Annotated in this window: 18 protein-coding genes and 1 tRNA gene; 13 read left to right on the top strand and 6 right to left on the bottom strand. The window is 45.0% G+C overall.

Annotated features, from left to right (window positions below; translation table 11 throughout):
* The first annotated feature begins 558 nt into the window (after positions 1-558).
* The 7 genes from FN831_RS27880 (at position 559) to hutG (ending at position 7,954) form a co-directional block, all read left to right on the top strand.
* On the top strand, positions 559-1,200 hold the full coding sequence (locus tag FN831_RS27880) for a hypothetical protein (protein WP_221931257.1): 642 nt from the start codon (positions 559-561) through the stop codon (positions 1,198-1,200).
* Between the two features lie 44 nt (positions 1,201-1,244).
* The gene (locus FN831_RS27875) at positions 1,245-1,661 is read left to right on the top strand and encodes a glycosyltransferase (protein WP_221931256.1); all 417 of its coding nucleotides are present in this window, start codon (positions 1,245-1,247) and stop codon (positions 1,659-1,661) included.
* Between the two features lie 146 nt (positions 1,662-1,807).
* The gene (locus tag FN831_RS03440) at positions 1,808-2,317 is read left to right on the top strand and encodes a MarR family winged helix-turn-helix transcriptional regulator (protein WP_142526822.1); all 510 of its coding nucleotides are present in this window, start codon (positions 1,808-1,810) and stop codon (positions 2,315-2,317) included.
* Positions 2,310-3,890 carry a histidine ammonia-lyase gene (gene hutH / locus FN831_RS03435; RefSeq protein ID WP_246101324.1) on the top strand — a complete coding sequence of 527 codons (1,581 nt, stop codon included), beginning with the start codon at positions 2,310-2,312 and terminating at the stop codon, positions 3,888-3,890. Before FN831_RS03440 ends, hutH begins: the two co-directional genes overlap by 8 nt.
* A complete protein-coding gene (gene hutU / locus FN831_RS03430) occupies positions 3,868-5,541 on the top strand; it encodes a urocanate hydratase (RefSeq protein ID WP_142526821.1) in 1,674 nt (557 codons plus the stop codon). Before hutH ends, hutU begins: the two co-directional genes overlap by 23 nt.
* 86 nt (positions 5,542-5,627) lie before the next feature.
* Positions 5,628-6,863: an imidazolonepropionase gene (gene hutI / locus FN831_RS03425; protein ID WP_142526820.1), complete on the top strand. Its 1,236-nt coding sequence runs from the start codon at positions 5,628-5,630 to the stop codon at positions 6,861-6,863.
* A gap of 92 nt (positions 6,864-6,955) precedes the next feature.
* A complete protein-coding gene (gene hutG, locus FN831_RS03420; RefSeq protein ID WP_142526819.1) occupies positions 6,956-7,954 on the top strand; it encodes a formimidoylglutamase in 999 nt (332 codons plus the stop codon).
* Between the two features lie 123 nt (positions 7,955-8,077).
* Here hutG and FN831_RS03415 read toward each other — a convergent pair whose 3' ends face one another.
* Positions 8,078-9,835 (bottom strand): HAMP domain-containing sensor histidine kinase, encoded by a 1,758-nt coding sequence (locus FN831_RS03415; protein WP_142526818.1) that lies wholly within the window; start codon positions 9,833-9,835, stop codon positions 8,078-8,080.
* Positions 9,836-10,118: 283 nt separating this feature from the next.
* Here FN831_RS03415 and FN831_RS03410 point away from each other — a divergent pair, with 283 nt between their 5' ends.
* Positions 10,119-12,092, top strand: coding sequence for a KUP/HAK/KT family potassium transporter (locus FN831_RS03410; protein ID WP_142526817.1), 1,974 nt, complete (start codon positions 10,119-10,121; stop codon positions 12,090-12,092).
* Positions 12,093-12,254: 162 nt separating this feature from the next.
* Positions 12,255-12,524, top strand: coding sequence for a hypothetical protein (locus FN831_RS03405; protein ID WP_142526816.1), 270 nt, complete (start codon positions 12,255-12,257; stop codon positions 12,522-12,524).
* 68 nt (positions 12,525-12,592) lie between these two features.
* On the opposite strand, the gene FN831_RS03400 is transcribed toward FN831_RS03405, so the two are convergent.
* Positions 12,593-13,420 (bottom strand): alpha/beta hydrolase, encoded by an 828-nt coding sequence (locus FN831_RS03400; protein ID WP_142526815.1) that lies wholly within the window; start codon positions 13,418-13,420, stop codon positions 12,593-12,595.
* A gap of 238 nt (positions 13,421-13,658) precedes the next feature.
* Here FN831_RS03400 and FN831_RS03395 point away from each other — a divergent pair.
* Positions 13,659-13,732: transfer RNA gene (locus FN831_RS03395), tRNA-Pro, on the top strand.
* A 212-nt stretch (positions 13,733-13,944) separates the two neighbouring features.
* Here FN831_RS03395 and FN831_RS03390 read toward each other — a convergent pair.
* Positions 13,945-14,850, bottom strand: a complete 906-nt coding sequence (locus FN831_RS03390) for an AraC family transcriptional regulator (protein ID WP_142526814.1) — start codon at positions 14,848-14,850, stop codon at positions 13,945-13,947.
* Between the two features lie 415 nt (positions 14,851-15,265).
* On the opposite strand from FN831_RS03390, the gene FN831_RS03385 reads away from it, so the two are divergent.
* Positions 15,266-18,247 (top strand): glycosyl hydrolase, encoded by a 2,982-nt coding sequence (locus FN831_RS03385; protein ID WP_142526813.1) that lies wholly within the window; start codon positions 15,266-15,268, stop codon positions 18,245-18,247.
* Positions 18,248-18,265: 18 nt separating this feature from the next.
* Complete coding sequence (locus tag FN831_RS03380; RefSeq protein WP_142526812.1) at positions 18,266-19,699, top strand: arabinose isomerase; 1,434 nt, start codon at positions 18,266-18,268, stop codon at positions 19,697-19,699.
* Between the two features lie 6 nt (positions 19,700-19,705).
* Here FN831_RS03380 and FN831_RS03375 read toward each other — a convergent pair whose 3' ends face one another.
* On the bottom strand, positions 19,706-21,691 hold the full coding sequence (locus FN831_RS03375; RefSeq protein WP_142526811.1) for a beta-L-arabinofuranosidase domain-containing protein: 1,986 nt from the start codon (positions 21,689-21,691) through the stop codon (positions 19,706-19,708).
* Positions 21,692-22,217: 526 nt separating this feature from the next.
* On the opposite strand from FN831_RS03375, the gene FN831_RS03370 reads away from it, so the two are divergent.
* Positions 22,218-23,597, top strand: a complete 1,380-nt coding sequence (locus tag FN831_RS03370) for an aspartate kinase (protein ID WP_142526810.1) — start codon at positions 22,218-22,220, stop codon at positions 23,595-23,597.
* A 6-nt stretch (positions 23,598-23,603) separates the two neighbouring features.
* Here FN831_RS03370 and FN831_RS03365 read toward each other — a convergent pair whose 3' ends face one another.
* Positions 23,604-25,358, bottom strand: a complete 1,755-nt coding sequence (locus FN831_RS03365) for an ATP-binding protein (RefSeq protein WP_142526809.1) — start codon at positions 25,356-25,358, stop codon at positions 23,604-23,606.
* A 23-nt stretch (positions 25,359-25,381) separates the two neighbouring features.
* Complete coding sequence (locus tag FN831_RS03360; protein WP_185960371.1) at positions 25,382-26,509, bottom strand: sensor protein KdpD; 1,128 nt, start codon at positions 26,507-26,509, stop codon at positions 25,382-25,384.
* Positions 26,510-26,543 lie beyond the last annotated feature (34 nt).

The raw sequence follows: 26,543 nt of genomic DNA, 5'->3' as shown, positions 1-26,543 counted from the left end.
TTTTTGATGCTAATATAGAAATTTATTGCTTCCTGCAAAAAGCATTATTCCGCACAAATTGCTCATTGAAGAAAGCAGTTTTTACAAATTTTGCTGTTTGTAAACAGCAATTTTAAGGATTATACTTTTGATTAAGCAGGAAAAACAAAACCCATAAACAGATCGAACACCTGGAAAAATCTTTCGTAGCAGCCGATGAAACTCAAACAGGCCACAAACACAAAATCCTGCTTTCGTTGTTTGGGTTTTTGTGCTGATAATATCACCGCATTAGGTTATTCCTTACACATTCTTATTATTTAAACTTTGATTGTGAAACAGCTGGCCCGGTAAAAACCAGATTCAGCAGATCATAAATTTAAAGTTTGAAAGATAAAAAATAAACTAGCTGGTAAGAAAATATTATTTTCAAATGTCCCTGCCGACGGGCATTTTAATCCCTTAACAGGACTGGCAAAGTACCTGCAGAATGAGGGTTGTGATGTACGCTGGTTTAGCTCATCCCTGTACGCTGATAAAATTAAAAAGCTGTCTATCCCGTATTATCCCCTGGTTAAGATGCCGGAAATCAACACTGCAAATATTGCGGAGATTGTGCCTGAAATCATGACCAATGATCCCGAAAAAAGGCTGGCGGCCTACAGGCTTTTATATGCCAAAGGATCTGTATTATACTTTGAAGATATCAAAGATATATACGATTCCTTTGCCTTCGATCTGATCATAGTTGATGGCCTTTATCCATCCATTCCCTTTATTAAGCATAAACTGAATATCCCGGTTGTATCAATAGGCGTTGTCCCGCTTGCAGAAGATTCAGTAGATACAGCGCCATATGGATATGCGTTGCCACCTGCCGAAAATGAGGAAACACGCGAGACCTATACTGCACTCTATCAAAAAGCCCCGGACAGATATAAAGCTGCCACAGCATACTTTGAGACGCTCTTTATTCAATATGATATTCCGTTTACAAGAACTACAATGGAAAATAGGCTGGTTAAAGAGTCAGATCTGTTTCTGCAGATTGACGCTCCGGAATTTGAATACAGCAGAAGCGACATTGGTAAAAATGTACATTTTGTAGGTGCATTGCTGCCATATGCTGTTGACCAGCATCAACAACCATGGTTTGACGAGCGTTTAAAAAAGTACGATAAAATTATACTTGTTACGCAGGTACGGTTGAAAGAGATTTAAGCAAGCTGATTGAACCAACACTCATTGCATTTGCAGACAGCGATGTGCTGGTTATTGTAACCACGGGAGGAAATGGGACACAGCAGCTCCGGGAGAAATATAATGCCGCAAACATAATTATTGAAGATTTTATTTCTTTTAAAGAGGTGATGAAGTACGCCAGCGTTTATGTGACAAATGGTGGCTACGGCGGCACAATGCTGAGCATAACCCAGCAACTGCCAATGCTTGCCGCAGGTTTGCATGAAGGTAAAAACGAGATTTGTGCCCGTATCGGATATTTTAAAATCGGTATTGACCTGAAGACGGAAACCCCTGCACCACATGCAATTTATCAGGGTGTAAGGGAGATCCTTAAAAATAAAGAATACAAAGAAAATGTAACCAGGCTTGCTGAAAAAATCAATAGCTATGATTCAAACAAGCTCTGTGCGGATTATATCGAAGAATTAATTGACTAAGGCATTGCGCAGGCCAATTTTAATCAAAATGCCAACCTGATATTATTTCAGTTTGATAAATCCCCGGGAATCTTTGGATAACTCCCGGGGATTTTTTTTTACAACATATATAAGCACTTATATAATTACTTATATATATTTGTTTTATGAATTATTACCAGTCCTTAGGATACTTAGTATTAGGCAGCAGGCTGAAACGCCTCAGTGAAATGTTTTTGTCTGAAGTGAACAAAGCGTACCGCGCTGAGGGCATCATATTTGAAACCACCTGGTTCCCGGTATTTTACCTGCTTTCAGAAAACAAATCCTTGTCGATACAGGAGCTCTGCGAGCAAATCGAAGTAAGTCACCCCGCTGCCAGTCAGCTGGTCACAAATTTAAAAAGCAAAGGACTGGTGCTCACCACAACAAGCCCTGACGATGCGCGCAAGCAACTCGTAAAGCTTAGCCCTGAGGGTAAAAAGCTTTTAAAGAAAATCATTCCGATGTGGGAGGCCATCCGCGAAACGATGGAAGACGTGGCTGGTGGCAAAGCTGCCGGAGATGCCTTTCTGGAAGAGCTGACAATCATCGAAAGCGCATTTAAGTCGGTGAATATCGCCGCAAAAATTAAAGAAAAACTTCAGGAACCAATTAAAAACACAAGTAATGTCTGATAAACGAGCAATGCCTGATACATTTAATTATGGAACCGGTCGCCTCAGCAGCGGTATCTGCCTGGCTATTGCCGCAGGCAAAATCAAAGCAAAGATTGATCCCGCAGCCGCAGCAAGAATACAATCCTCGTGGGAAGAAGTTCAGAAAATTGTGCACAGCCAGCAGCCCGTATACGGTATCAACACTGGTTTTGGCCCCTTGTGCGATACCCATATTTCGGAACATGACACTTCACAACTGCAGGTGAATATTCTGAAAAGCCACAGCGTAGGCGTAGGCAACCCGATCCCGCAGGAAATTGCGAAGATCATGATGATCACCAAGGTCCATGCCCTGGCACAGGGTTATTCAGGCATTGCAGCGCAAACACTGGAAAGGATCATATGGCATATCGATCACGATATCATTCCTGTGGTGCCTGAAAAGGGATCTGTAGGTGCATCGGGAGACCTTGCGCCCTTATCCCATTTGTTCCTCCCGCTGATTGGATTTGGAGAAGTTTATCAGCAGGGCGTTAAAGTGCCTGCCGCGGAAGTACTGGCTCAATATCATCTTAAACCTATCGTCTTAGGGCCAAAGGAAGGGCTGGCGCTGATCAATGGCACGCAGTTTATCCTGGCCTTTGCTGTAAAAGCAATTCAAAGGTTGAGTCATGCGCTGGACACGGCCGACCTGATCGGGGCCATGTCGCTCGAAGGCTTAACCGGATCTAAAAAACCATTTGACGTAAGGCTCCATGAACTGAGGCCTTTTAAAGGAAACCAGATTGTGGCACAGCGCCTGTCTGCATTGCTTGAAGGATCGGCTATCGGGGCATCCCACATTGGCTGCAACCGTGTGCAGGATCCCTACTCTATCCGCTGTATGCCACAAGTGCACGGCGCTTCAAGGAATGCCTGGCAGCACCTGAAAGAACTGACGGAGATTGAACTGAACTCGGTGACCGACAATCCGATTATCTTTAGCGCCGAAGACTCTATCAGCGGGGGGAATTTTCACGGCCAGCCGCTTGCTATGGCGCTGGATTATGTGACCGTTGCCGCAGCAGAACTGGGAAATATATCCGACAGGCGCTGTTACCTGATGAACGAAGGTAAATTCGGACTGCCGAAACTGCTCACCGCCAACGCAGGGCTCAACTCGGGGCTGATGATTCCGCAATATACTACCGCAGCACTGGTAACTGAAAACAAGACGCTTTGCTTTCCGGCAAGTGCCGACAGTGTGCCTACTTCTATGGGACAGGAAGACCATGTTTCTATGGGTTCTATCAGCGGAAGAAAACTGCACCAGGTTATTGATAACCTTGAATACATCCAGGCTATAGAACTTTTGTATGCCGCACAGGCGATCGAGTTCCGACGGCCGCTGGCTTCTGCTCCGGTAATTGAAGCCTGCCATCAGCTGGTACGTGAGCATGTGCCCATCATCAATGAAGACCGGATCTTTGCAGAAGACATCAATCAGCTCCACCGGCTCATCACCAGCGGTAAGTTCCTGGCTACCGCAGAGCAGACCGCTATACAGAACCAAATTAACCTGCATAAAAATGAAGAATTCAGCATTTTTTAATACATACGCTACACATCCTTTTTATAAGGCCCCAAGGGGGATGCAGCTCCACGCCAAAAGCTGGCAGACAGAAGCCGTTCTGCGGATGCTGCTAAACAACCTTGACGGACAGGTAGCAGAAAACCCGGAAGAACTGGTAGTTTACGGTGGAATCGGACAGGCCGCCCGCAATCCTGAGGCACTGAGGAAGATTATTGAGGTCCTGCTGGAGCTCGACGAACACCATTCTTTACTGGTACAGTCGGGAAAACCCGTAGGCATCATCAGAAGCCACCCCGAAGCGCCCCCCGTACTGATTGCCAATAGTAACCTGGTACCAGCATGGGCAAACTGGGAACATTTTAACGAGCTGCGCAGCAAAGGGCTGATGATGTACGGGCAGATGACCGCGGGCAGCTGGATCTATATCGGTACACAGGGAATCCTGCAGGGCACTTATGAGACCTTTGCAGAATGCGGCCGGCAGCATTTTGGCAATAACCTAAGGGGCAAACTGATTGTAAGCGCCGGTATTGGCGGCATGGGCGGCGCACAGCCATTGGCAGCAACCATGGCAGGGGCAATTTTCCTTGCTGCGGATGTGGACGCTTCGAGGATTCAAAAGAGAGTGGACACACACTATATTGACCGGATGGCTGAGTCGTATGAGGAAGCGATCAGCTGGATCACTGCAGCAAAAGAAAAGGGCGAAACGCTTTCGGTGGGGCTGGTAAGCGACGCTGGCGACCTTCTGAAACGCTTGATTAAAGATCAGCTGGTTCCGGATATACTGACAGACCAGACTTCTGCACACGATCCGCTGAACGGTTATATCCCTAACGGGCTCTCGCTTGCAGAAGCCGCAGCATTGCGGACAAGCAATCCTGAACTTTATAAGAGCAAATCGCTGGCCAGCATGGCGCGTCATGTGGGCTTTATGCTCGATCTTCAGCGAAAAGGTGCGGTAACGTTTGATTATGGAAATAACTTAAGGGAATTTGCCAGACAGGGAGGAGAAGCCAATGCTTTTGATTTCCCGGGCTTTACCCCTGCCTATATCCGTCCCTTATTTTGCGAGGGCAAAGGCCCTTTCAGATGGGTTGCCCTGTCCGGAGATCCTGAAGATATTTACACAACCGACCGCGCTTTGATAGAGGCCTTCCCCGAAAACACACACCTGATCAACTGGCTGCAAAAGGCTCAAGAGAAAATCAGTTTCCAGGGGCTTCCTGCACGCATTTGCTGGCTGGGCATGGGCGAACGCGAAAAAGCCGGCCTGTTGTTTAATGAACTGGTGGCCAGCGGAAAGGTAAAAGGGCCAATCGTGATTGGCCGCGATCATCTCGACTGTGGCTCTGTGGCTTCTCCCAACAGGGAAACCGAAGCCATGAAAGATGGCTCTGATGCCGTGTCAGACTGGCCGCTGCTGAACCTGATGGCCAATACCTCTGGCGGAGCCACCTGGGTATCTTTCCATCATGGAGGGGGCGTAGGAATGGGCTATTCACAGCATGCAGGTATGGTAGTACTGGCAGACGGAACGGAGAGGGCCGCCTCATGTATCCGCCGCGTATTGTACAACGACCCGGCAATGGGGATTTTCAGGCATACGGATGCCGGATATGAAAAGGCGGGAGAATGGGCAGAGAAATTTGGACTGTCCCTGCAATAGCATTTATGAAAACATGAGCTATTGTATATGAAATCGCCTGATCAATGTGAATGCAGCAAATTGGCTGACCTGAATAAACCAATGCTATGAAAAAATTAACCGGCCCCTTCAGCCAGATCCTTCCCCATGATGGTTTAGCCATGCATGGGGCAATTGAAGATTCTGCGCTGCGCATTATTGAAAATGGCGGCATCGTCATCGAAAATGGAATAATCCTGGAAACGGGCATTTTCAATGAGCTTTACGCAAAGTATCCGGGTATAACTGTAGAAGAAACCACTACTCAAAATGTACTTATTCCCGGGTTTATAGATTGCCATACCCATATCTGCTTCGCAGGACACAGAGCTAAAGATTATAGTCTGCGCATTCAGGGAAAATCCTATCTGGAAATCGCCAAAAGTGGCGGAGGCATCTGGGATTCCGTTACACAAACGCGTTTGGCGGATGAAGAATGCCTGACTGCACTCCTGCAAGGCAGGGTTGAACGCCATTTATCAGAAGGTGTTACCACGATTGAAGTAAAAAGCGGCTACGGACTGGACATCGCGAATGAACTGAAACAGCTCAGGGCTATTAAAAAGGTTTCAACATCCTCTGCGACCGACCTGGTTCCTACCTGTCTGGCTGCACATTTACCGCCAAAGGATTTCGATGGGCATGCAGTGGCCTATCTGGATCATCTTATCAGGGAACTGCTTCCGTTGATCAAAAAAGAGAACCTCACAAACCGTATAGATATCTTTATAGAAGAAGGTGCATTCAGCAGTAACGATGCCCGGAAATATCTGCAGGCTGCAAAAGTCATGGGTTTTGAGCTTACCGTACATGCCGACCAGTTCAGTACAGGCGGACTGGAAGTTGCCCTTGCATCAGGTGCTCTTTCTGCAGATCATCTGGAAGCTACTTCAGATAAGGAGATCCCTTTGCTTAAAAATGCGCCAACTGTTGCCGTGGTATTACCTGGCGCATCGCTGGGATTGGGAATGTCTTATGCTCCGGCACGCAGGTTTTTGGATAGTGGTGCCTGTTTAGCAATAGCGAGCGACTGGAACCCCGGATCCGCACCAATGGGCGATTTACTGATGCAGGCTGCCGTGATGAGCGCATCAGAAAAGCTGAGCACGGCAGAAGTATTTGCCGGACTGACTTTCAGGGCTGCAAAGGCGCTCGGATTAAATGACAGAGGAGTACTCAAGTCAGGGATGCTGGCGGATTTACAGGCTTACTCCTGTAATGATTACCGCGAGATCCTGTATCATCAGGGAAAGATGAAACCAGTGCATGTCTGGAAAAAAGGTATTCAGATTGCAGAGGTATAAACTGTGCATTTGATGATAAAAAGAAATTACACTCATGACGCTTTTACTAAATAGATAAATTTTGTAACTTATCCCTTGTTAACACCAGATGTATGACAGACGTTAACCCGGCTTTTTATAGCAACACCTTACATGGTACCTGGAAAGGCCGTAACGACGGCGGGGACCCTGCAGTACAACGCTGGCACCAGCGTATCAGCACAGTCAATCTGATGGAAGAACTGATACCTGTTGCACCTGCGGGAAGAAAAAGTGTAGCATTAATAGGCTTTGCCTGTGATGAAGGCGTAATGCGCAATGGCGGCCGCATAGGCGCTAAAGACGGGCCACTGTGTTTTCGTCAGGCCTGCGGAAACCTGCCCGTCCATTTTGATGATGATATGCTGCTGATAGATCTGGGGGATATCATCTGCGAAACAGAAGCAATGGAAGAAGCGCAGGCCGAGCTGGCCAACCTGGTGGAACTTGCATTGTATTACGGCTATCAGCCCCTGGTGATTGGCGGAGGCCACGAGGTTACTTACGGACATTACACCGGAATCAGCAAACATGTCGAAGAGAAGGACACTATAGGCATCATCAATTTTGATGCGCATTTTGACCTGCGCAACCCTGGCGACGGCTTAGCCAACTCAGGTACCGGCTTCTTCGAAATTGCTAAAGACTGTCGCGCAGATCACAAAGTATTTAAATATCTCGCCATTGGCATACAACAGAACAGCAATACAAGGCTGCTTTACAAAACTGCTGAAGAACTGGGCGCGGTATACATTCCGGCCGGTCATTTTTCCGTAACACATGCCCCGGAAGTACTTTCAATAATTGAGAACTTTATCCGGGAAAGTACATACGTTTATCTCACGATTGACCTCGATGTATTTGCATCTTCGGCAGCGCCAGGTGTGAGTGCTCCTGCATACTCCGGGCTTTTTCCCGATCCTTTCTTTTTCAAATGCCTGCAGTTGATTACCTCCAGTAAGAAGGTCATCAGTATGGATATCGCAGAGTATAATCCGTTATATGATCCTGAACATGTTACAGCCAAACTCGCGGCAGCCCTGGCATTTCACATGATCAGCGATCAGATCTAATTTGAGATCAGCTGTAATTTTTGATTTGATGCATCCTCTGACCTGTTCGGGTTTGGCAACAGTTGGCGAGGGAGATCAGATACAGGCCTGGATCAATGCAGGATTGATATCAGGTTGTTAACATTAATGTTCAGCAACCGGCAGCAGAAAACAGAAACGGCTTCCTTCGCCTGTTTCACTTTCTACCCAGATCTTTCCATTTTCAGCTTCTATAAAATCTTTGGAAATCGCCAGTCCAAGGCCTGAGCCGGATTTATTGTTACCATCTGCTGGCACCTGAAAATAGCGGTCGAACAATCGCTTCTGATACTGCTCATCAATTCCTTTTCCAAAATCGCGCACCGAAAATTCGATCCCGTTATCTTTTTCGATAATACTGATCTGCACTTTGGACTTTTCCGAACTGTATCTCAGTGCATTGGATAGAAAATTGATCAGTACCCATGCGGTTTTCTCCACATCTGCATTTACCGGCGAAAGTATACCCGTGCTGATCAGCTCCAACTCAATATCACGTTGTTCTGCCTGAAAACGCACTGCATTGAGCGCGTAATTTACGATCTCATGAGGCTGGGCATTTACAAAATTCAGCTGTATGTTGCCTGTTTCCACCTGCGCAAGGTCCAGCAATTCGCTGGTGATCTTTAACAGGCGACTGCAATCGTCCTTGATATGTGCCACCAGCTGCTTTTGCTCCGGGTTCATCGAGCCGATCCGCTCATCGTCCATTAACTTCAGGCTCATTTTGATCGATGATATGGGAGTTTTAAGTTCATGTGATACCGTGGCTATAAAGTTGGTTTTGGCTTCGTCCCGCTCCTTGAACTCGGTGATGTTGTTTAATATAAAAACTGTTCCTGCAGTCCTTCGCGTCTTTCTCAGTACTGATTCATCCTGCTCGTCCTCTACGTCTACAACAATCTCCCTTTTTTGCAATTGGAAGTAAGATTCCCTGTTATCTGCATAGATTTTTATCGGCTGGAGATTGCCTTCACTTTCAATTATACGTGTCAACAGATCGTTTTTCTGCATCAGGTCCTGTACATTCAACCCAAGCACCTGACCTTCGTTCAGGTTCAGGATTTGTGCAGCCACCCTGTTCATAAAGAGGATTTCCTGTTTTTCGTTCAATCCAATAATTGCATCCTGCATCTGTTCAATAATCGCTTCAATGCGCAACTTCTCTGACTGTATTTTTGCCAGGTTGCTGTTTTCCCATTTATTGAGTTCTGCTACCATTTCATTGAAAGACTTTGCCAAATCAGCAAACTCGTCAGATCCGTCAAAATGAAGGCGTTGTTTGTAGTTCTTCCGCCCGATTTCTTTGATGGCATCCGAAAACTCCTTTAGCGGATTGGCTACAAAACCCGGGAAGTTTACAATAAATGTGAACAATACCAGGAAACAAAAGGAAGCAGCAGTAACCAGATACAAACTGGCTTTATCAACAGCGCTCTGGGCCGCAGCATTTTTTCTAACGATCGCAGCCATATTTAAACGGTCGATCTGCATCAACTGGTTCCTCAGACTGCTCAGCGCAAGCTTATGCTGATCCTCATCGACCATCGGATCATTCATCACCCCAAATGCTGTTTTCAACGCATTTACAGCCTGTTCTTCTCCCTGCTCCGTTACATTCTTCTGTTCAAAGTGAAGGTTTTTTCTGAATTGGGCAACCACTGCCAGACTCAAAGGCAAATCGTTCTGATCCAGAATTGAACGCATATTTCTGGTATAACTTAAAGTTTCATAGTTGTCTTTGAGGATCACTTTGGCACTGTCGGAAATCTGGTTCATATAATATAACGAGATCGATCCAAACAGCATTACCACCACAAACAGGAATCCAAACCCGATACGGATTTTAGTTTTTATTTTCATTTGATTGTATTCGTTCTTTTCAATGGCTGACTAACATCATATCTGTATTGTCGTTACTGAGCTATCAGAAGATGTCCATCTCCGCTAAGATACGACTTCTGCCAGAGCTCCTATACAGCAATGAACCCTTTCATAATGGTAACAAACCACCCCAAAATGGAAGGGTTAAATTTGCAATCAGAAACACAAGAACCATAAATAACTGACACAAAGATTATTAGAAAGTATTATTTTTTATGGCACCACAATAGATGTGTGCAGAAAACACTACCATCCTCACAACATGCATACAAATCTAAAAAAGTTATCCGCTGCCGGGATGCTGGTCACGCTTGGCATCATCTTCGGCGACATAGGAACTTCGCCGCTCTACACATTTCAGGTCTTATTAAAAGAGGGCGGCCAGGTGAACCAGGCGCTGGTCCTTGGCGCAATATCATGTGTATTCTGGACATTAACATTGCAAACTACCTTTAAGTATATATTTATCACACTCCAAGCCGATAACAATGGTGAGGGAGGTATATTTTCGCTCTACGCTTTGGTGAGGCGTTATGGGAAGTGGCTCGCTATTCCCGCTATCATCGGCGCGGGAACCCTGCTGGCAGATGGGATCATTACGCCTCCTATTTCGGTAACATCCGCAATTGAAGGTTTAAGTTTGGTTCCCGCGCTTTCGCATATAATTGTACCTGGTAATCACCTCATTCTGGGAATTGTCATATCGATCCTCTTACTGTTATTCTTTTTCCAGCAGTTCGGAACTAAAGTCATCGGGGCTTCTTTTGGTCCGATTATGCTGTGCTGGTTTGTGATGATCGCTGCGCTGGGACTGTTCCAGGTGAGCCAGTATCCTGAAATCTTCCGGGCGCTAAACCCTTATTATGGTGCAAGGCTGCTTATTGACCATCCCAATGGGTTCTGGTTGCTGGGCGCCGTATTTTTGTGTACAACAGGAGCCGAAGCACTTTATTCCGATCTTGGCCACTGCGGACGAAAAAACATCCAGGTCAGCTGGATATTTGTAAAAACTGCTTTGGTCTTGAATTATCTGGGCCAGGGTGCCCGGGTGCTGATGCAAAGTCCGGGTAAGAGTTTTAGCGGTATCAATCCTTTCTTTGAGATTGTACCACATACACTGCTGATTCCCGTGGTGATCATTGCCACTATGGCAACCATCATTGCAAGTCAGGCATTAATTTCCGGTTCCTTCACCTTAATCAGTGAAGCGGTGAGCATGAATTTCTGGCCAAAAATCACGATCAAGTATCCTACAAATGTCCGCGGGCAAATCTATATTCCAAGTATCAACTGGCTGCTTTGTATCGGCTGTATACTGGTTTCGGTGTATTTCAAAACATCTGAAAGCATGACTGCAGCCTATGGATTTTCCATTACAATTGCCATGCTGATGACCACCATTCTGATGTACTATTTTATGCGCTATGTGAAACACTGGCCGCTGTGGCTTGTGGTGATCATTGTGGCTGTTTTTGGTATCGTGGAACTTTCATTTTTCACGGCCAATTCCGTTAAAATTGTGAAGCGGCTGTTTTTCCTTGTATTTGAAGTGGGACTGATCTTCACCATGTTTGTGTGGTTTAAAGCCAGAAAGATCACAAACAGGTTTTTAACTTTTATCGACCTGAAGGAGCAGATCCCGATGCTCAACGCGCTGAGCAAAGATCAGTCTATCGCTAAATACTGTACGCATTTAATCTATCTTACAAAAGCCAATAACAGTAAGCAGATTGAGCAGAAGGTCCTTTATTCAATCTTCAGCAGAAATCCTAAGCGGGCGGATGTATACTGGTTTATACACATTGAACGTACTGATGAGCCATACACCATGGAATATATGGTAGAGGAGCTGGAAAATGATAAGATCATCCGTGTGGAATTCAGGCTAGGCTTCCGCATCAATCCGAGGATCAACGTCCTGTTCAGAAAGGTGGTGCAGGAAATGGTAGCCAACAAAGAAATTGATATCACCAGTAAATATGATTCACTGAACAAGTACAATCTGGCTGCCGACTTCCGCTTTGTGATCATGGAGAAATTTCTTTCGTACGAAAATGAGTTTAGTCTCAGGGACGGCTTTATCCTGAGAAGCTATTTTGCAATCAAGAAACTGGCACAGTCGGATACCAAGGCTTTTGGTCTGGATACCAGTGAAACCGTAATTGAGAAGATACCACTGGTTGTGTATCCTGTAGCAAATATCCAGTTAAAAAGAATCCCTAAACCCGTTCTTTAATAACGACCCATTATTGAAATCAGCTTATCATTTTGGAAGTAGTGATGGATGAGGGTTTGCCTGATAATAAATTAAAAACTGCTTTATCATTATTTAAAAGCTGATTTTGTAAATTGTGGCATGTGAGGCATCCGGTTTGTTCATGCTATTGAAAACAGAACAATGGACACTCAGGAAAGCTCACATCAGTTCTCTAAGCTAGATCAGATTATTGGCGCATATGCCGATATCACTGCAGACATGATCCTCAACAAAAATTTGGATAAGCATTTAAAGGAAATTGAAGAAGACCTTCTGTTTTTAAATCACTGCATAGAAAAACGAGGTAAGGAAGGTGGCAGTACCATGATGTTGAGCCAGATTGCCCAGGAGCTGGGCAATCTGCGAAACTTGCTTCATTTAAAACTGCAGGTTAATTCCTCTGACTGTTAAACTTGCTTCATTTGATAAGACAGGTTAATTCCTCTGAATATTGAACTTGCTTCATCTGGAATAGCAGGTTAATTCTCCTTTTTATTGAAATATAAACTCATATACATCATCTGATACTTAACCGCATTCTCCCAGTAAGGCCATGTGTGTCCACCCGGACGAATGATAAAATCATGTGGAATATTCCGTTCCACTAATTTATCATGAAGGTTTACATTTACTTTATAAAAAAAATCTTCCGTTCCGCAGTCGATGATCAGTGACAGAGCGTTTGGTGTAAGCAGGTGGAGCATGTTGATTACTGTGTTTTTTTCCCAGTTTTCCGGATATTCAGCATAGCTGCCCAGCTTTTGCTCGATTTTCCAGCTTTTCGGAAAAGGACGGATATCTACGCCCCCGCTCATACTTCCGGCAGCACCGAACAGATCCTGATGCTTAAAAGCAAGGTAAAGTGCGCCATGGCCGCCCATGCTTAGTCCGGTAATTGCCCTGCCTTTACGGTCTCTGATTGTTTGGTAATGTCCGTCAATAAAAGGGATTAATTCTTTCGTCACATAGGTCTCGTATTTCCAGTCTTTGTTAACCGGGCTGTCGAAATACCAGCTGGTTGAATTTCCATCGGGACAAACAATAATCTGCTGATACAAATCTGCGGTGATGGCTACAGTCGGGGCTTTTTTTATCCAACCGGAGTAATAGTCGCCAGCCCCGTGTAAAAGATAGACTACTGGGTATATTTTGTCTTTTGAATAATTGTCAGGAACAACGACTACGGCTTTGATATTTTTTTTCATCGCGGCGCTGTAGGTAGTTACGGTATCTACTCTAGCAGCATGGGCTTGATTGAAAGATAGCAGTACTGATATAAATACTGAGAATACGATATGTTTTATCATAATTAAGGCTGATTTATCCCGATAAAAGTAATTAATAAACGGTTGAAATATCTTTCTATTACGAATAATTGGTGTGTATAAAAATTTTTCTCCTTGAAAAGCAAGGCCTTAACATTTTTCTGCCTTTTTAATACTTGCCGACCGTAAAATTGTCATCAATTTATTTACCTTTGTGCCACACCAAATCAGAAAGATCGTTTCGGTCATAAAGAAGAGGTTAAAGGTGATACCATTTTTTCGGGGTGTAGCGTAGCCCGGTATCGCGCCTGCTTTGGGAGCAGGAGGTCGTAGGTTCGAATCCTGCCACCCCGACTTAAATCATAAAAACCCCTCTAAATTTCGAATTTTGAGGGGTTTTTTATTTATTTTGAGTGCCCCATCCGGTGCCCTACCGTATTAAGGGCAGCTCGGATCAAGTCATAAACTTGTGGAGCATGTTTTTTAATCATGCGGAATTTCTGAGAAAGATTATATTTTTAGATCACCTCAATAGGAAGAATTGTCTCGATCCGAATGATGCAGGCTTATGATTCGGGACCAGCTACCCTGGATAAAATATGACTGCGCCTCCGGTATTCAGTCGGCTTTAAGCCTGTTTTATCTTTGAACAATTTTGAAAAATAAAAACTGGACTGAAAGTTAAGCTCCATCGATATTACTTTTACCGGCATATTACTATTCCCCAATAAATCCCTCGCTTTATCAATTTTTAGCTGAAGGTAATATTGCCCGGGAGACATTCCGGAATAATCTTTGAATAATTTCCTGAACCAGGAATAGCCTACATTCAGATCTATAGCAGCTTGTTCGGCAGAATAAGCATTACTGATATTGGAGCGGAATAATAATTTCGATTTGTTAATAATCTGCTCTTCCTCCTTAGTACCGGTTGAATGTTGCTTTGTAATTGCATGGCAAATTCCTAACAGATGCATAACCGCCCCTGAAATCAGTGGCTGATAACCAGGTTTTTCCTCTTTTGTGTTCTCTATAATATGAGTTAAGATGTCAAAAATCCTGTCATCAAATCCAACATAGATGCAGGGCTTATCAAGCCTCAGATAACCAAACTTCAACAGACTATCAATTGCCGGGCCTTTTAAACCAACCCAGTATTCATCCCAGCCAGTATTGTTGTCGGGCTTATATCGGTGTTTTTCATTTGGAAAAAGAATAATGATGGTTCCGGCTCTTACCACTGTTTCTTTGCAGCTTTCTGATTCGAAGACCCCCTGGCCATCGGTAATATAGATAATCTGATATTCCTGAAGACTGCGCCAGGTTTTCCAGTCAAAATTATGATGGGCAGGATGAGTTTTTAAAGGATAGGCTGCTGTAGCCTTTATAGAAGTACAGCCAGCGTTTAAAACACTGGCGCCCCAGCTTTCATCTTCTTTACTTAAGGGAAGATATTTGAAATAGTTTACCATAAGAATATACTCTGCTTAAGTCATACTTACATCAGTATTTATTGGAAGCCCCTCTGATAGTATCGTTGACAAAAACCACATTTAATTTATAAATCGGATCCGGTACCCGGTTAACAATATTAAAAAAATATATGCTAAATATGATACAGTTAATTTTACACATAAAAGGATGTTTAGAAGACCAGGGGTTAACATGTTTAGTTTCATGCTTAACCATGAACTGATAAAATCAAAATCCGTAGTTTTTTTATCAGATCTTCCATTTCTGTCAACCTGCATTCAGATACATTTGAAAAAGTCATATGATCCTGTTTCCTCAAGCAATTACCCGTTGAATAATTACATAACCAAATATTTAAGCAAGGGATGATAAAAGCAGGAATCTACTCAGCAGTGCAGCACAACAAATAACCTTATGAGAATAAAATTTCTATCTGTCTTGTTTTCCCTATTTTGTCTGGTATCCTATGTTTCCATAGCGCAGATCAATGATTTGAAATCTGGATTTCTTCATCCTGCCAACAAATATACGCCAGGAGTTTACTGGTATTTTATGGATGGGAACATGACCGCGGAATCCATCACCAAAGACCTGGAGTCCATGAAAAAAGCAGGAATTGGGAATCTTATTTTTCTGGAGGTAAATGTGGGTGTTCCAAGAGGCAATGTGGATTTTTTGAGTGATAAATGGACATCGCTTTTTGCCCACGCAGAAAAAGAAGCCAGAAGATTAGGTATAGAAATCACTTTGGGCATTGGCCCTGGCTGGACCGGCAGCGGAGGACCCTGGGTTAAAGGAAGTCAGTCTATGCAGCATCTCGTATCCAGCGAAACGCTGGTTTCAGCTGGCGACAGGAAAAAAATCGTTCTGCCGGTGCCCCCGCCAAAAACACCTTTTTTTGGTGAAGACAGTTTTACGCCGGAATTTAAAGAAAACTGGTTAAAGTACTACCAGGATGTTGCAGTCCTGGCTTTTCCCCTCCCTAAAGCAAATGGAAAAATCACAGATATTGATGAGAAGGCACTCTACCAACGGGCACCATACAGTTCCGGCCTGGTAAAGGATCACCTGGCAGCACCGGACAATTCAAAAGGAAATCCGGCATCTGCAATCCCGAAGAACAAAATCATAGATTTAACCGCGAGGATGTTGCCCGACGGCACGTTAAACTGGAGTCCTCCGGCCGGGAAATGGAAAATAATGAGATTCGGCAGCAGAAATAATGGTGCGATTACACGTCCTGCACCTGCTCCGGGGATCGGTTTTGAGGCCGACAAATTTGATACTACTGCATTAAACGCGCATCTGGATGTTTACCTCGGCAAAATTTTCAGAAAGATCGGCAAGATCGATAAAAATAATACGGGCGGTCTGAAACGTCTGCATATGGACAGCTGGGAAATGGGCGCCCAAAACTGGACAGCCAACTTCAGACGGGAATTTATCAAAAGACGCGGGTACGATCCCCTGAAATACTTCCCCGTGTACTCCGGTAATATTGTAGGCAGTTTAAAGGAAAGTGAACGTTTCCTATGGGACCTCAGACAGACATCTCAGGAGCTGGTCATCGCAAATCATGCCGGCTTTGTAAAGCAATATGCTAAAAGACATCACCTTTCTTTGTCCATTGAACCCTATGACATGAACCCTGCTTCCGATCTGGAACTGGGCAGTATCGCCGATGTACCAATGGCGGAATTCTGGAGCAAGGGTTATGGTTTTAATTCTTCGTACAGCGTCATAGAAGGCACTTCTATAGCCCATGTAATGGGCCGTTCCCTGGTACCTGCCGAAGCTTTCACTGCACAGGATAATGAGGGCTGGAAACAACATCCCGGATCGATGAAAAACCAGGGCGACTGGGCATTCGCAGCGGGGGTTAACCGCTTCGTTTATCATACTTTTCAAAATCAGTTTTTACCCGATTCCTTAAAACCGGGTGCAACAATGGGACCTTATGGGGTCCACTGGGACCGCAGCCAGACCTGGTGGCCTATGGTGGGCAGCTATCATGACTATGTAAGCAGATGCCAATACATCCTGCAACAGGGAAGAACAGTGGCTGATGTGTTATATGTTACACCTGAAGGTGCGCCACACGTATTTGTACCACCGTCATCAGCCATTTTAGGTGATACCATTGGAGACAGAAAATCTTTCAACTTTGATGGCATCGCTCCTGCCCAGCTCATGCTTGCATCTGTTAAGGGGAACAAAATTCAGTTTCCGGGCGGAGCATCCTATGAAATTATGGTTTTGCCAATATTTGAAACCATGACGCCTGAACTGCTGGAAAAAATTGGCAGTTTAATTCAGCAGGGGGCGACGGTAATTGGAAATCCGCCTCTCCGCGCTCCGGGCCTTACGAATTATCCACAGGCTGATGTGAAGATCATATCCATGGTAACCAGGATCTGGGGCTCAACAGCTGTACCGGCAACGCTGGAATACCGAAAATATGGATCAGGGACATTGATCTGGGGCCGGCCAGTCCTGGAGGCGAAGGACAAACTTTATCCGGACTATGACTTAACCGCAAAAATTTTAAAACGAAAAGGGATAGAGGAGGATTTTGTCGCCGACAAAAAACTCAGGTACACTCACCGCACTTCTCCGGACTGGGATATCTATTTCGTTTCAAACACGACTCCAAATGAGATGGTTGCAAACGCCAGGTTCAGAACTGCCAAAGGTGCACCGGAACTCTGGAATGCCATCAATGGTAAAATGAGTCAGATCACAAACTTTAAGACAACGGGCGCGATGACAAGCATTCCAATACAGTTAGCTGCTTTTGAAAGTGCATTCATCGTTTTTGCAAAAGAAGATATCCGGAAGCCAGAGCCGGCAGCGATTCCTGTTGAACAAACTTTGCAGGTACTTGGGGGGCACTGGAAGATCAATTTTGATAAACACTGGGGCGGTCCTGAGGAAATCATTGTTGATTCACTCAGTGACTGGAGTAAAAATAGCAATGAAGGTATCAAATTTTATTCGGGTGCAGCCACTTATCATCAAAGCTTTGAATTCAAAGGAAATAAGACAAAGCCGGTTTATATTGATTTAGGCCTGGTAAAAAACATGGCCCGTATCCATTTAAACGGGAAAGAAATTGGCACATTATGGACTGCTCCTTGGAAACTGGAGATCACTGATGATATCAAACAAGGAACAAATACTATCTCCATTGAGGTAATCAACTTATGGGCAAACAGGCTGATTGGTGACGAGCAGAAACCTTATGATGGTATAGTGGGAAATAAATGGCCCGACTGGCTGGTAAAGGGCCAGAAAAGAACCAGTGGCAGGTTTACTTTCAGCACGACAAGGCAGTACAGGGCAACGAGTCCCCTATTGCCATCAGGATTGCTCGGCCCTGTTAAAATTATTCAATAATCGATAACTGATAAAATAATGCATACAAAAACAAAAGTGAAAGTTGGTTTATTTGGCGTTGGCCTTGAAGCCTATTGGGATCAGTTCGAAGGTTTAAAAAGCAGGTTGTCCGGCTATCTGGATGTAATTGCCAGCCGGCTGCAAAGTCTGGATGCTGAGATTATAAACCTGGGCTTAATTGATTCTCCCGAAATGGCTTTTGAATCCGGGAGTAGGTTTAAGACTGAAGATGTGGATATTCTCTTTCTGTATGTTTCTACTTATGCCTTATCCGCCACAGTATTGCCTGTTGTAAAAAAGGCGAATGTGCCAGTCATCGTACTTAATTTATCACCTGCTTCCAGTATCGATTATAAAACATTCAACCGGATGAGGGACAGGACAAGGATGACCGGAGAGTGGCTGGCTAACTGCTCCTCATGTGCTGTTCCCGAAATTGCAAACGTTTTTATCCGTGCCAAAATTCCATTTTACCAGATTACAGGTATCCTTCATGATGATCCGCTGGTATGGCAGGAAATTGAAGAATGGGTGGAAGCAGCCAGGGTTGCGAGAATAATGTATTACAACAGGCTGGGGATCATGGGCAATTACTATGGGGGCATGATGGACATCTATACTGATCTTACGCTGCAATGCGCCACATTTGGCGGCCACATGGAGATTGTGGAAATAGATGAATTGTCCCACATCCGTGAAACAGTAACGGAGAAAGAGACCTCACTTAAACTAGAGGAAATTCTTGGTTTATTTGAAGTTCAGCTGGACTGTGAGCCTGCTGAACTGAAAAGAGCCGCCGTGACTGCGGTTGCACTGGATAAACTCATCGAAAAGCATAAACTGGGCGCACTTGCTTATTATCATAAAGGAACGGGAAATGAGGCCAATGAAAATACCGCTGCATCTGTAATTCTGGGAAATTCTATTTTAACCGGTAAACATATCCCCGTTGCTGGAGAGTATGAGATCAAGAATGTTCAGGCCATGAAAATCATGGATAGTTTTGGTGCAGGTGGTTCTTTCACCGAATATTATGCAATGGATTTCTATGATGATGTCGTTCTCATGGGACATGACGGGCCCTGCCATCCTGCAATTGCAGAAGGAAAGATTAAGGTTAAACCATTGGAGGTTTACCATGGGAAAGTGGGTAGTGGTTTATCAGTTGAGATGTCGGTCAAACATGGTGCTGTAACTTTACTGTCCGTTGTGGAGTGCGGCGATGGTACAATCAAATTACTCGTTGCTGAAGGTGAATCTGTTGCAGGAGAGATCCTAGAAATTGGTAACACCAACAGCAGGTATAAATTTGCTGTTGGTGCCAGAAAGTTTGTGGAAAGCTGGAACAGTCATGGCCCGGCACACCACTGTGCGGTTGGTAAAGGAAACATTGCCTCAAAAATTAAAAAATTAGGAAACATCTTAAAAATTGAGACGATCCAGGTCTGTTAATCCTTGTTATTTCCGTCCAACCAGAGGGAACTGCGTAATTCGTAAAGTAGTACACCCGTAGGGAATCAGGGTGATATCTTCATCCTGCTGACTACTCTCCAGTCCATAAATATGGCTGTAAGGTAGCGGTCCTGCCATATCGTTATAAATCTTCCAGGAAGGTATACGTTTACCCTTGATTTTGATCATCATTGGCGCATTCTCCTGATTCCATGGATACAGGGTTTGCTTGCCTGTATTGACAACTTTGAAATACTCATTCAGTTTTTCGTTGCTCACATCATACAGCCCGTAATTCCATGGGGTTGAAGGAAGAACTTCTGTGTAAGATGTTCCATAGGTAGCCGGATCTTTGGTGTTTTCAACCTTCCGGGATTCTTCACCGATTTTTAGTGCATAGGTAATTGGACCGCGTTCAATAGCCATAGAGTTTTCGTACCATTTGCTTGTTGCCACATGCATAGGGAGTACCAGCTCTACCACATCACCAGATTTCCACAACCGCTCTACATGTACCACCTGGTTGCCTGCCGGTTCTGAAAAAGCCTGGCCATTCACCTTGATGATTGCTTTGGTACACCATTTGGGGATGCGGAGATGCAGCGGAAACTTTACCTGTTTTTTGCTGCTAAGAGTAAATCTTACACTTTCATCAAAAGGATAATTGGTTTCCTCGATAATCGTAACAGGGACATCTCCTACTTTAGCAGTTACCTCACTTGGGGAATAAACCAGCGCTGCAATCCCTTTGTCAGGTGTCAGATACCACAGGTTTTGTGTGAATTTTGGCCAGCCCTGGTGCATATTGGACGTGCAGCAGGGATAGCCTGTCAGCAAGCCGTAGCAGATATCTGTGCCACCATGGTTATCACCAAAATTATGCATCTGCCGTGTTAACATCACCTGATTGGCCTGCTGGAAATACTGATGGGTAGTAAAATCATCAGAAATCTGCGTAGGCAATGCGTTAAATGCTATTTTTTCCAGCTGGTCCGCGTAGTCAACATCTCCGGTGACCTGCAGTGAACTTTCCATTGTAAACATCATTTCTACAGCCGAACAAAGTTCTGAGCCCTGGGTAGGGTTATTGCCATGTAAGGCTTCATCTCCACCATACATTCCGTTTGCAAAACCGTCATACGTACGGATGTCATTTAATCCCTTTTTTATGGCATCAAGGTATTGCTTTTCCGGATGCGCCTGATAATAGATCAGCGGTTCCTTCATCCCCTCGGCCAGGTTAACGGTATGGATGCTGCCTTTTTGCTGCAGCATCGTAGTATTTGCAAAAGCATTGGTAAAATCAAAGGACTGCTTGTGGATCAGGTCTCCAAGCTCCAGCAGGAATTTATCACCAGTGATGTTATACAGCCAGTACACCACCATCAGGTTATCCCCGCTCCGGTATTTTGCCCAATAGGTCCAGTGATCCAGGGGTTTTGCCGGAAGTTCCTTCAGCTGGTATTTAAAGTAATTGGTCATCAGTGTGATCACCCTTTTATCGCCTGTGGCAGAATAGTACTGCTTTAAGATTTTCAGCATCACCATTTTAGGCCACCAGTCGCGGCTGTTGTCGCGCTGCAGGCCCTCTTCCTCGGGATAGTCTTTCACGGGTCCAAAGTATCCATCGGCAGTCTGGCTTTTTAACGACCATTCTACCCATGGCTTAACCTTGGCGATAAGCTCCTTGTCGTTCAAAATATAAGCAAGCGGCAGCAGGCCATCGATCCAGTAGGGACCACGCTCCCACTGATCGCCGTCCCCGCCCAGCCAGCCGTTCCTCTGGTTCATGAGTGGATAAAGTTGGTCAAGGTTGCCGGTAGCCCCATTTTTCTGGCGGACCAGCATCTCCTGAAGCCAGCCTTTAGCCCTGATCGCGCCCAAAGGCAATTCCTGATAAGGAGCGGCGATCAGCCCGGCCTTAGGCGGAGTATATTGTGCAAATGAGCCCGTGGCAGCAAAAAGTAGTAGAAGTAAATAGCAAACTTTCATTATATCATCTATTTGGTAACGTTCAGATCATGTGTTTTAAGCAGATCCGGGAATATCGCAAGATTAATTGGGAAAGCCTATTCTAAAAGCTTTATCGGACAAAAACATAAAGTCTTGCGGGAATCGTATCATCTTACGTCTTAAAACTTGTTTTAACACCTGCGCTCTACGCCGTAGAATTTTAACAAGAACTCTGTCCTGCATAACTTTTTGATCAGGGAACAGACAGATCTTATTTATCGCTATTTCATCAGATGTAATGATCTTTTTAATGAATCCATATCGCAAATGTATTTAGATGGTGCATTTAGTAGTTATTTTACTTGCTGATATTTTTATCATAATGAAAATGCGACTTTCATTTTGGAAGGTTCTGCCATAGAATGAATAAGAAAACTTAAATTTAATCATTGCAATTTTCAACTGAAAAGCCCGGCCAGTGGCATCAGGAGCCAATTATAAGGATAAATTCGAATTTCTGTCGGGGGCTGCCCTGAGCTGGTCTGTGTATTGTATTGCCGCTCATATGTTAACAGTAGAAAAAATTGGCGGCACCTCTATGAGTGCGCTCCAGAAAGTCATTCAAAATATCATCCTGTATGAACGTGATGATACTGACCGTTATAACCACGTATACGTAGTTTCTGCATTTTCAGGCGTGACGGATATGTTGCTTGAAAACAAGAAAACCGGCAAGCCCGGTGTTTATCATCGCATTGCAAAACATCTCGACTTCCATGATGCACTGGATCATGCAGCAGAATCATTAAAGAAAATCAACAAGGGCCAGGCAGAACTTGGGCTGGACCTGGAACTTGCCGACTGGTTCATTACCATGCGTATCCAGCGCGCCAGTGTGTACCTGGACAACCTGGTCAATATCCTTGCTTCGGGCTATGTCAGCAAAGAAGGAATATTGCTTGCTGCAAGGGAAATCCTGGCTTCCATAGGTGAAACCCATGCGGCCTTCAACCTGTGCAATATCCTGCAGCATATGGGTGTAACTACTTCACTTATTGACCTCAGCGGGGCCGAAGACCACCATCCCTGGACGATAGACCAGCGGATCAGGCAAACGTTTAAGGGTGTTGACCTGAAAGACCGCATCTGCATCGTCACTGGTTATACCAAAGGCAAGGACGGCATCATGCGCGAATTTGACAGGGGATATTCAGAGGTTACCTTCAGCAAGATTGCAGCATTGCTGAAACCCAAAGAAGCAATCATCCATAAAGAATACCACCTATCTACTGCTGATCCTGCAATAGTTGGTGTATCAAACTGCAGTCCTGTAGGCTTTACCAGTTACGATATTGCAGACCAGCTGGCAGATGTAGGAATGGAGGCCATCCATCCCAAGGCCGCCAAACCACTGGAAATTAACGGGATTAACCTGAGGATCAAAAACACCTTTGAACCTTCACATCCGGGAACACTGATCACTAAAGATTTTGTATGCGCCAACAAACGCGTGGAGATCATTACCGGGACAGACAAACTGATGATCATCGACGTTTATGATCCGCTGATGGTAGGATCGGTGGGCAGTGATTTCAGGATCATGGAAATCTTCCTGAAACATAATATCAGCTACACCTTTAAAAGCACCAGTGCCAACAGCATTTCCCTGGTGATCTGGGAGCGCCACTACAATCCACGTCTGGTAAAAGATCTTCAGAATGAATTTGAAAAGGTTACTGTTGAAAAGGTTGCCCTGGTATGTGTGCTGGGTTCCAACATGGATCAGCCGGGATTGCTGGCCAGAAGTGCCTCTGCGCTGACTGAACAGGGCATCAATATCAAAAGCGCAGGATTTGCGCTCAGAAAAGTAAATATCCAGTTCCTGGTGGCCAGAGAGGATTTTAAAACAGCAGTCATTGCGCTGAACAACGCAATGACATGCTAGTATTTGTTATTCCATTACCGGAAGAAGGAAGCAAAACCTGCTTCCTTCACCAATGGCACTTTCCACCCATATTTTACCACCTTCTGCGGTGATAAAATCCTTTGAAATCGCAAGCCCGAGCCCGGAACCCGATTTATTATTCCCGTCTGTAGGAACCTGAAAATAGCGATCGAACAACCGTTTCTGATATTGCTCATCGATGCCTTTGCCAAAGTCCCTCACAGAAAATTCGATGTTCCTGCCTACCTGTACAACCTGAATGATGACCTGGGATTTGGCAGGACTGTAACGCAGTGCATTGGACAGGAAGTTGACCATCACCCATGCCGTCTTTTCCGTATCCACATTCACTTTTGGCAGGTCATTTCTGCTGATCAGTTCCAGCGTAATAGATTTCTGCTCTGCCTGAAACCTTACCGCATCCATCGCGTATATCGCAATTTTCCGTGGATCAGACTTCACAAAATTCAGCTGCAGGTTGCCCGTTTCTACCTGAGACAGGTCCAGCAGTTCGCTGGTGATTTTGAGCAGGCGCCCGCAATCTTCCTTGATATGCTGTACCAGCTCCCTTTGTTCCGGATTCATCTCGCCTACCCGCTCGTCGTCCAATAGTTTCAAACTCATTTTAATTGACGAAATCGGTGTCTTCAGCTCGTGTGAAACTGTGGCGATAAAGTTGGTTTTGGCTTCATCCAGTTCCTTGTACTGGGTGATATTCTTTAGGATATAAACCTCGCCTGCGGTTTTCATGGAGGTTTGGATCAGCTGGTCCTGGGGCTCATCATACGGAGGAACCATAATTTCGCGGCGCTCCAGCTGGAAGTATGACTCTTTGCCGTCTGCAAAGATCTTCAGTGGTTTATCATTGCCCTTTTCTGAAAGTATCTGATGCAGGAGGTCATTCTTTCTGGCCAGCTCCAGTGCATTTGCGCCAATGGTATCCTGTTCATTCATATTCAGTAGCTGACCGGCCACCTGGTTCAGGAAAAGAACCTCCTTCTTTTCGTTTAAGCCTATAATAGCATCCTGCATTTGCCCGATGATCGCTTCAATCCTTAATTTTTCGGACTGCAGTTTGGCCAGGTTGCTATTTTCCCACTTATTTAACTGGGATGTCATCGCATTGAATTCCCTGGCCAGTTCAGCAAATTCATCGGTGCCATCAAAAACCAGATGTTGCTTGTAGTTCTTTCTGCTGATCTCTTTTATGGCCTCGGAGAATTCCCTTAGCGGATTAGCCACAAAGCCGGGGAAGTTCACACTAAACGAGAACAGGATGATGAAGCAAAATGAAGCTGCAGTAATCAGATATGTTGCGGCCCGTTCTACTCCCTGCTGCGCCTGATCATTCTTTCTTACGATCGCATTCATGTTCAGCTCGTCAATGGTCCTCAGTTGTGACTGCGCATTTTTCAGGGCCTGCTTTTGTTCCGCAGGGCTGGCCGACTGGTCTGTTATCTCCCTGAAGGACTCCGCAAGCAGGGCAACTGCTTTGCCCTCCCCTTTTTCGGTAACGTTCTTCTGCTCGTTGTTCAGCTGTTCTGTAAACTTCCTGCCTGCGGCTGCCGGCAAGGGCAACTCATTTTCATCAATGATTGTCCGCATGGAACGTGAAAAGCGGAGGCTCTCGTAATTGTCTTTCAGGATCACTTTTGAGCTGACTGAGATCTTGTTCATATAATAAAGGGACATGGCCCCGAAGAAGATCACCACCACGAATAAGAATCCGAATCCGAGGCGTAATTTTGTTTTTATCTTCATGATGTATTGGTATTAATTTATGCTTATGAAAGGATCACCAGGTCAGTTTCAGTTTCGGAAATACTTTTCAGCAGTTTGTTGAAAATGGCGGTCCGCAGGATCACCTGAAAAAGACTTAAATGCGGCTTGCCTATGCAGATCGTGGTAATTTCTTTTTCTGCGGCAATTCCTGTTATCGTGCCGGTCACGTCTTCCGACTTCACCTTGAGTACTTCCGCACCAAGTTCTGTGGCCAGTTTAAAGTTGTTGATCAGATGACGCTGCAGATCAAGCCTGATCCTGTCGCCACCCTCATGACTGCGCTGGACATACAAAACAATCCAGGGCGAGCGGTAATAGGAAGCCAGCCGGGCCGTTTTGCGGATAATAATCTTCGCTGTTTCATGATTGGTAGAGATACAGGCCAGGAATTTCTCCGGACGCAGTTTAATCTGCTTGGGCACTTCCACATTGATCTTTCGTTCAAGATGATGCGCCACTTCTTTCAAGGCAAGTTCACGCAGCTGCAGGATACGCTCTGGCTGGAAGAAGTTGTTGAGGGCAAGTTGTATCTTGCTCTGGTCGTAGATCTTTCCCGCTTTGAGCCGCTCTATCAGGTCGTCTGCAGTCAGGTCAATGTTTACAATCTCATCCGCCACATCCAGGATCTTGTCGGGTATTCTTTCTGTGATCGGCACTCCGGTAATCTTCTCGATCTCTTCGTTCATGCTCTCCAGGTGCTGGATATTGACCGCCGAAATCACTGAGATTCCCGCATCAAGCAAATCTGCCACGTCCTGCCAGCGCTTGCTGTTCTTGCTGCCCTCTATATTGGTATGTGCAAGTTCGTCTACAATAACCACTTCAGGATGCAGCGAAATAATCGCCTGTACATCCATCTCCTCCAGCTCCTTTCCCTTATAAAAGATTTTTCTGCGCCTGATCAGGGGAATGCCGTTCAGCAGCGCATGCGTTTCCTCACGGTTATGGGTTTCGATATAGCCGATCTGCACATCAATTCCGTTTTTCAAAAGCGCATGTGCCTCCTGCAGCATCCGGTAGGTTTTACCCACGCCGGCGCTCATACCGATATACACTTTAAACTTTCCACGTCTGGATTTCTTCACCAGATCGAGAAACTTTTTTACAGATGCTGTTTTATCCTCTTCCATCACCTTAATTTACCATTTTAAAATCACGTATCCC

Source organism: Pedobacter westerhofensis (assembly GCF_900182595.1).
GTDB lineage: Bacteria > Bacteroidota > Bacteroidia > Sphingobacteriales > Sphingobacteriaceae > Pedobacter > Pedobacter westerhofensis.
This window is presented reverse-complemented; position numbering and strand designations above follow the sequence as displayed.

Coding starts and splice junctions, on each gene's coding strand:
- FN831_RS03405 (WP_142526816.1), top strand. CDS start 12,255: ATGGACACTCAGGAAAGCTCACATCAGTTCTCTAAGCTAGATCAGATT.
- FN831_RS27880 (WP_221931257.1), top strand. CDS start 559: ATGCCGGAAATCAACACTGCAAATATTGCGGAGATTGTGCCTGAAATC.
- FN831_RS03400 (WP_142526815.1), bottom strand. CDS start 13,420: ATGATAAAACATATCGTATTCTCAGTATTTATATCAGTACTGCTATCT.
- FN831_RS03385 (WP_142526813.1), top strand. CDS start 15,266: ATGAGAATAAAATTTCTATCTGTCTTGTTTTCCCTATTTTGTCTGGTA.
- hutG (WP_142526819.1), top strand. CDS start 6,956: ATGACAGACGTTAACCCGGCTTTTTATAGCAACACCTTACATGGTACC.
- FN831_RS03370 (WP_142526810.1), top strand. CDS start 22,218: ATGTTAACAGTAGAAAAAATTGGCGGCACCTCTATGAGTGCGCTCCAG.
- FN831_RS03375 (WP_142526811.1), bottom strand. CDS start 21,691: ATGAAAGTTTGCTATTTACTTCTACTACTTTTTGCTGCCACGGGCTCA.
- FN831_RS03360 (WP_185960371.1), bottom strand. CDS start 26,509: ATGGAAGAGGATAAAACAGCATCTGTAAAAAAGTTTCTCGATCTGGTG.
- FN831_RS03365 (WP_142526809.1), bottom strand. CDS start 25,358: ATGAAGATAAAAACAAAATTACGCCTCGGATTCGGATTCTTATTCGTG.
- FN831_RS03415 (WP_142526818.1), bottom strand. CDS start 9,835: ATGAAAATAAAAACTAAAATCCGTATCGGGTTTGGATTCCTGTTTGTG.
- FN831_RS03440 (WP_142526822.1), top strand. CDS start 1,808: ATGAATTATTACCAGTCCTTAGGATACTTAGTATTAGGCAGCAGGCTG.
- FN831_RS03390 (WP_142526814.1), bottom strand. CDS start 14,850: ATGGTAAACTATTTCAAATATCTTCCCTTAAGTAAAGAAGATGAAAGC.
- hutI (WP_142526820.1), top strand. CDS start 5,628: ATGAAAAAATTAACCGGCCCCTTCAGCCAGATCCTTCCCCATGATGGT.
- hutU (WP_142526821.1), top strand. CDS start 3,868: ATGAAGAATTCAGCATTTTTTAATACATACGCTACACATCCTTTTTAT.
- FN831_RS03380 (WP_142526812.1), top strand. CDS start 18,266: ATGCATACAAAAACAAAAGTGAAAGTTGGTTTATTTGGCGTTGGCCTT.
- hutH (WP_246101324.1), top strand. CDS start 2,310: ATGTCTGATAAACGAGCAATGCCTGATACATTTAATTATGGAACCGGT.
- FN831_RS03410 (WP_142526817.1), top strand. CDS start 10,119: ATGCATACAAATCTAAAAAAGTTATCCGCTGCCGGGATGCTGGTCACG.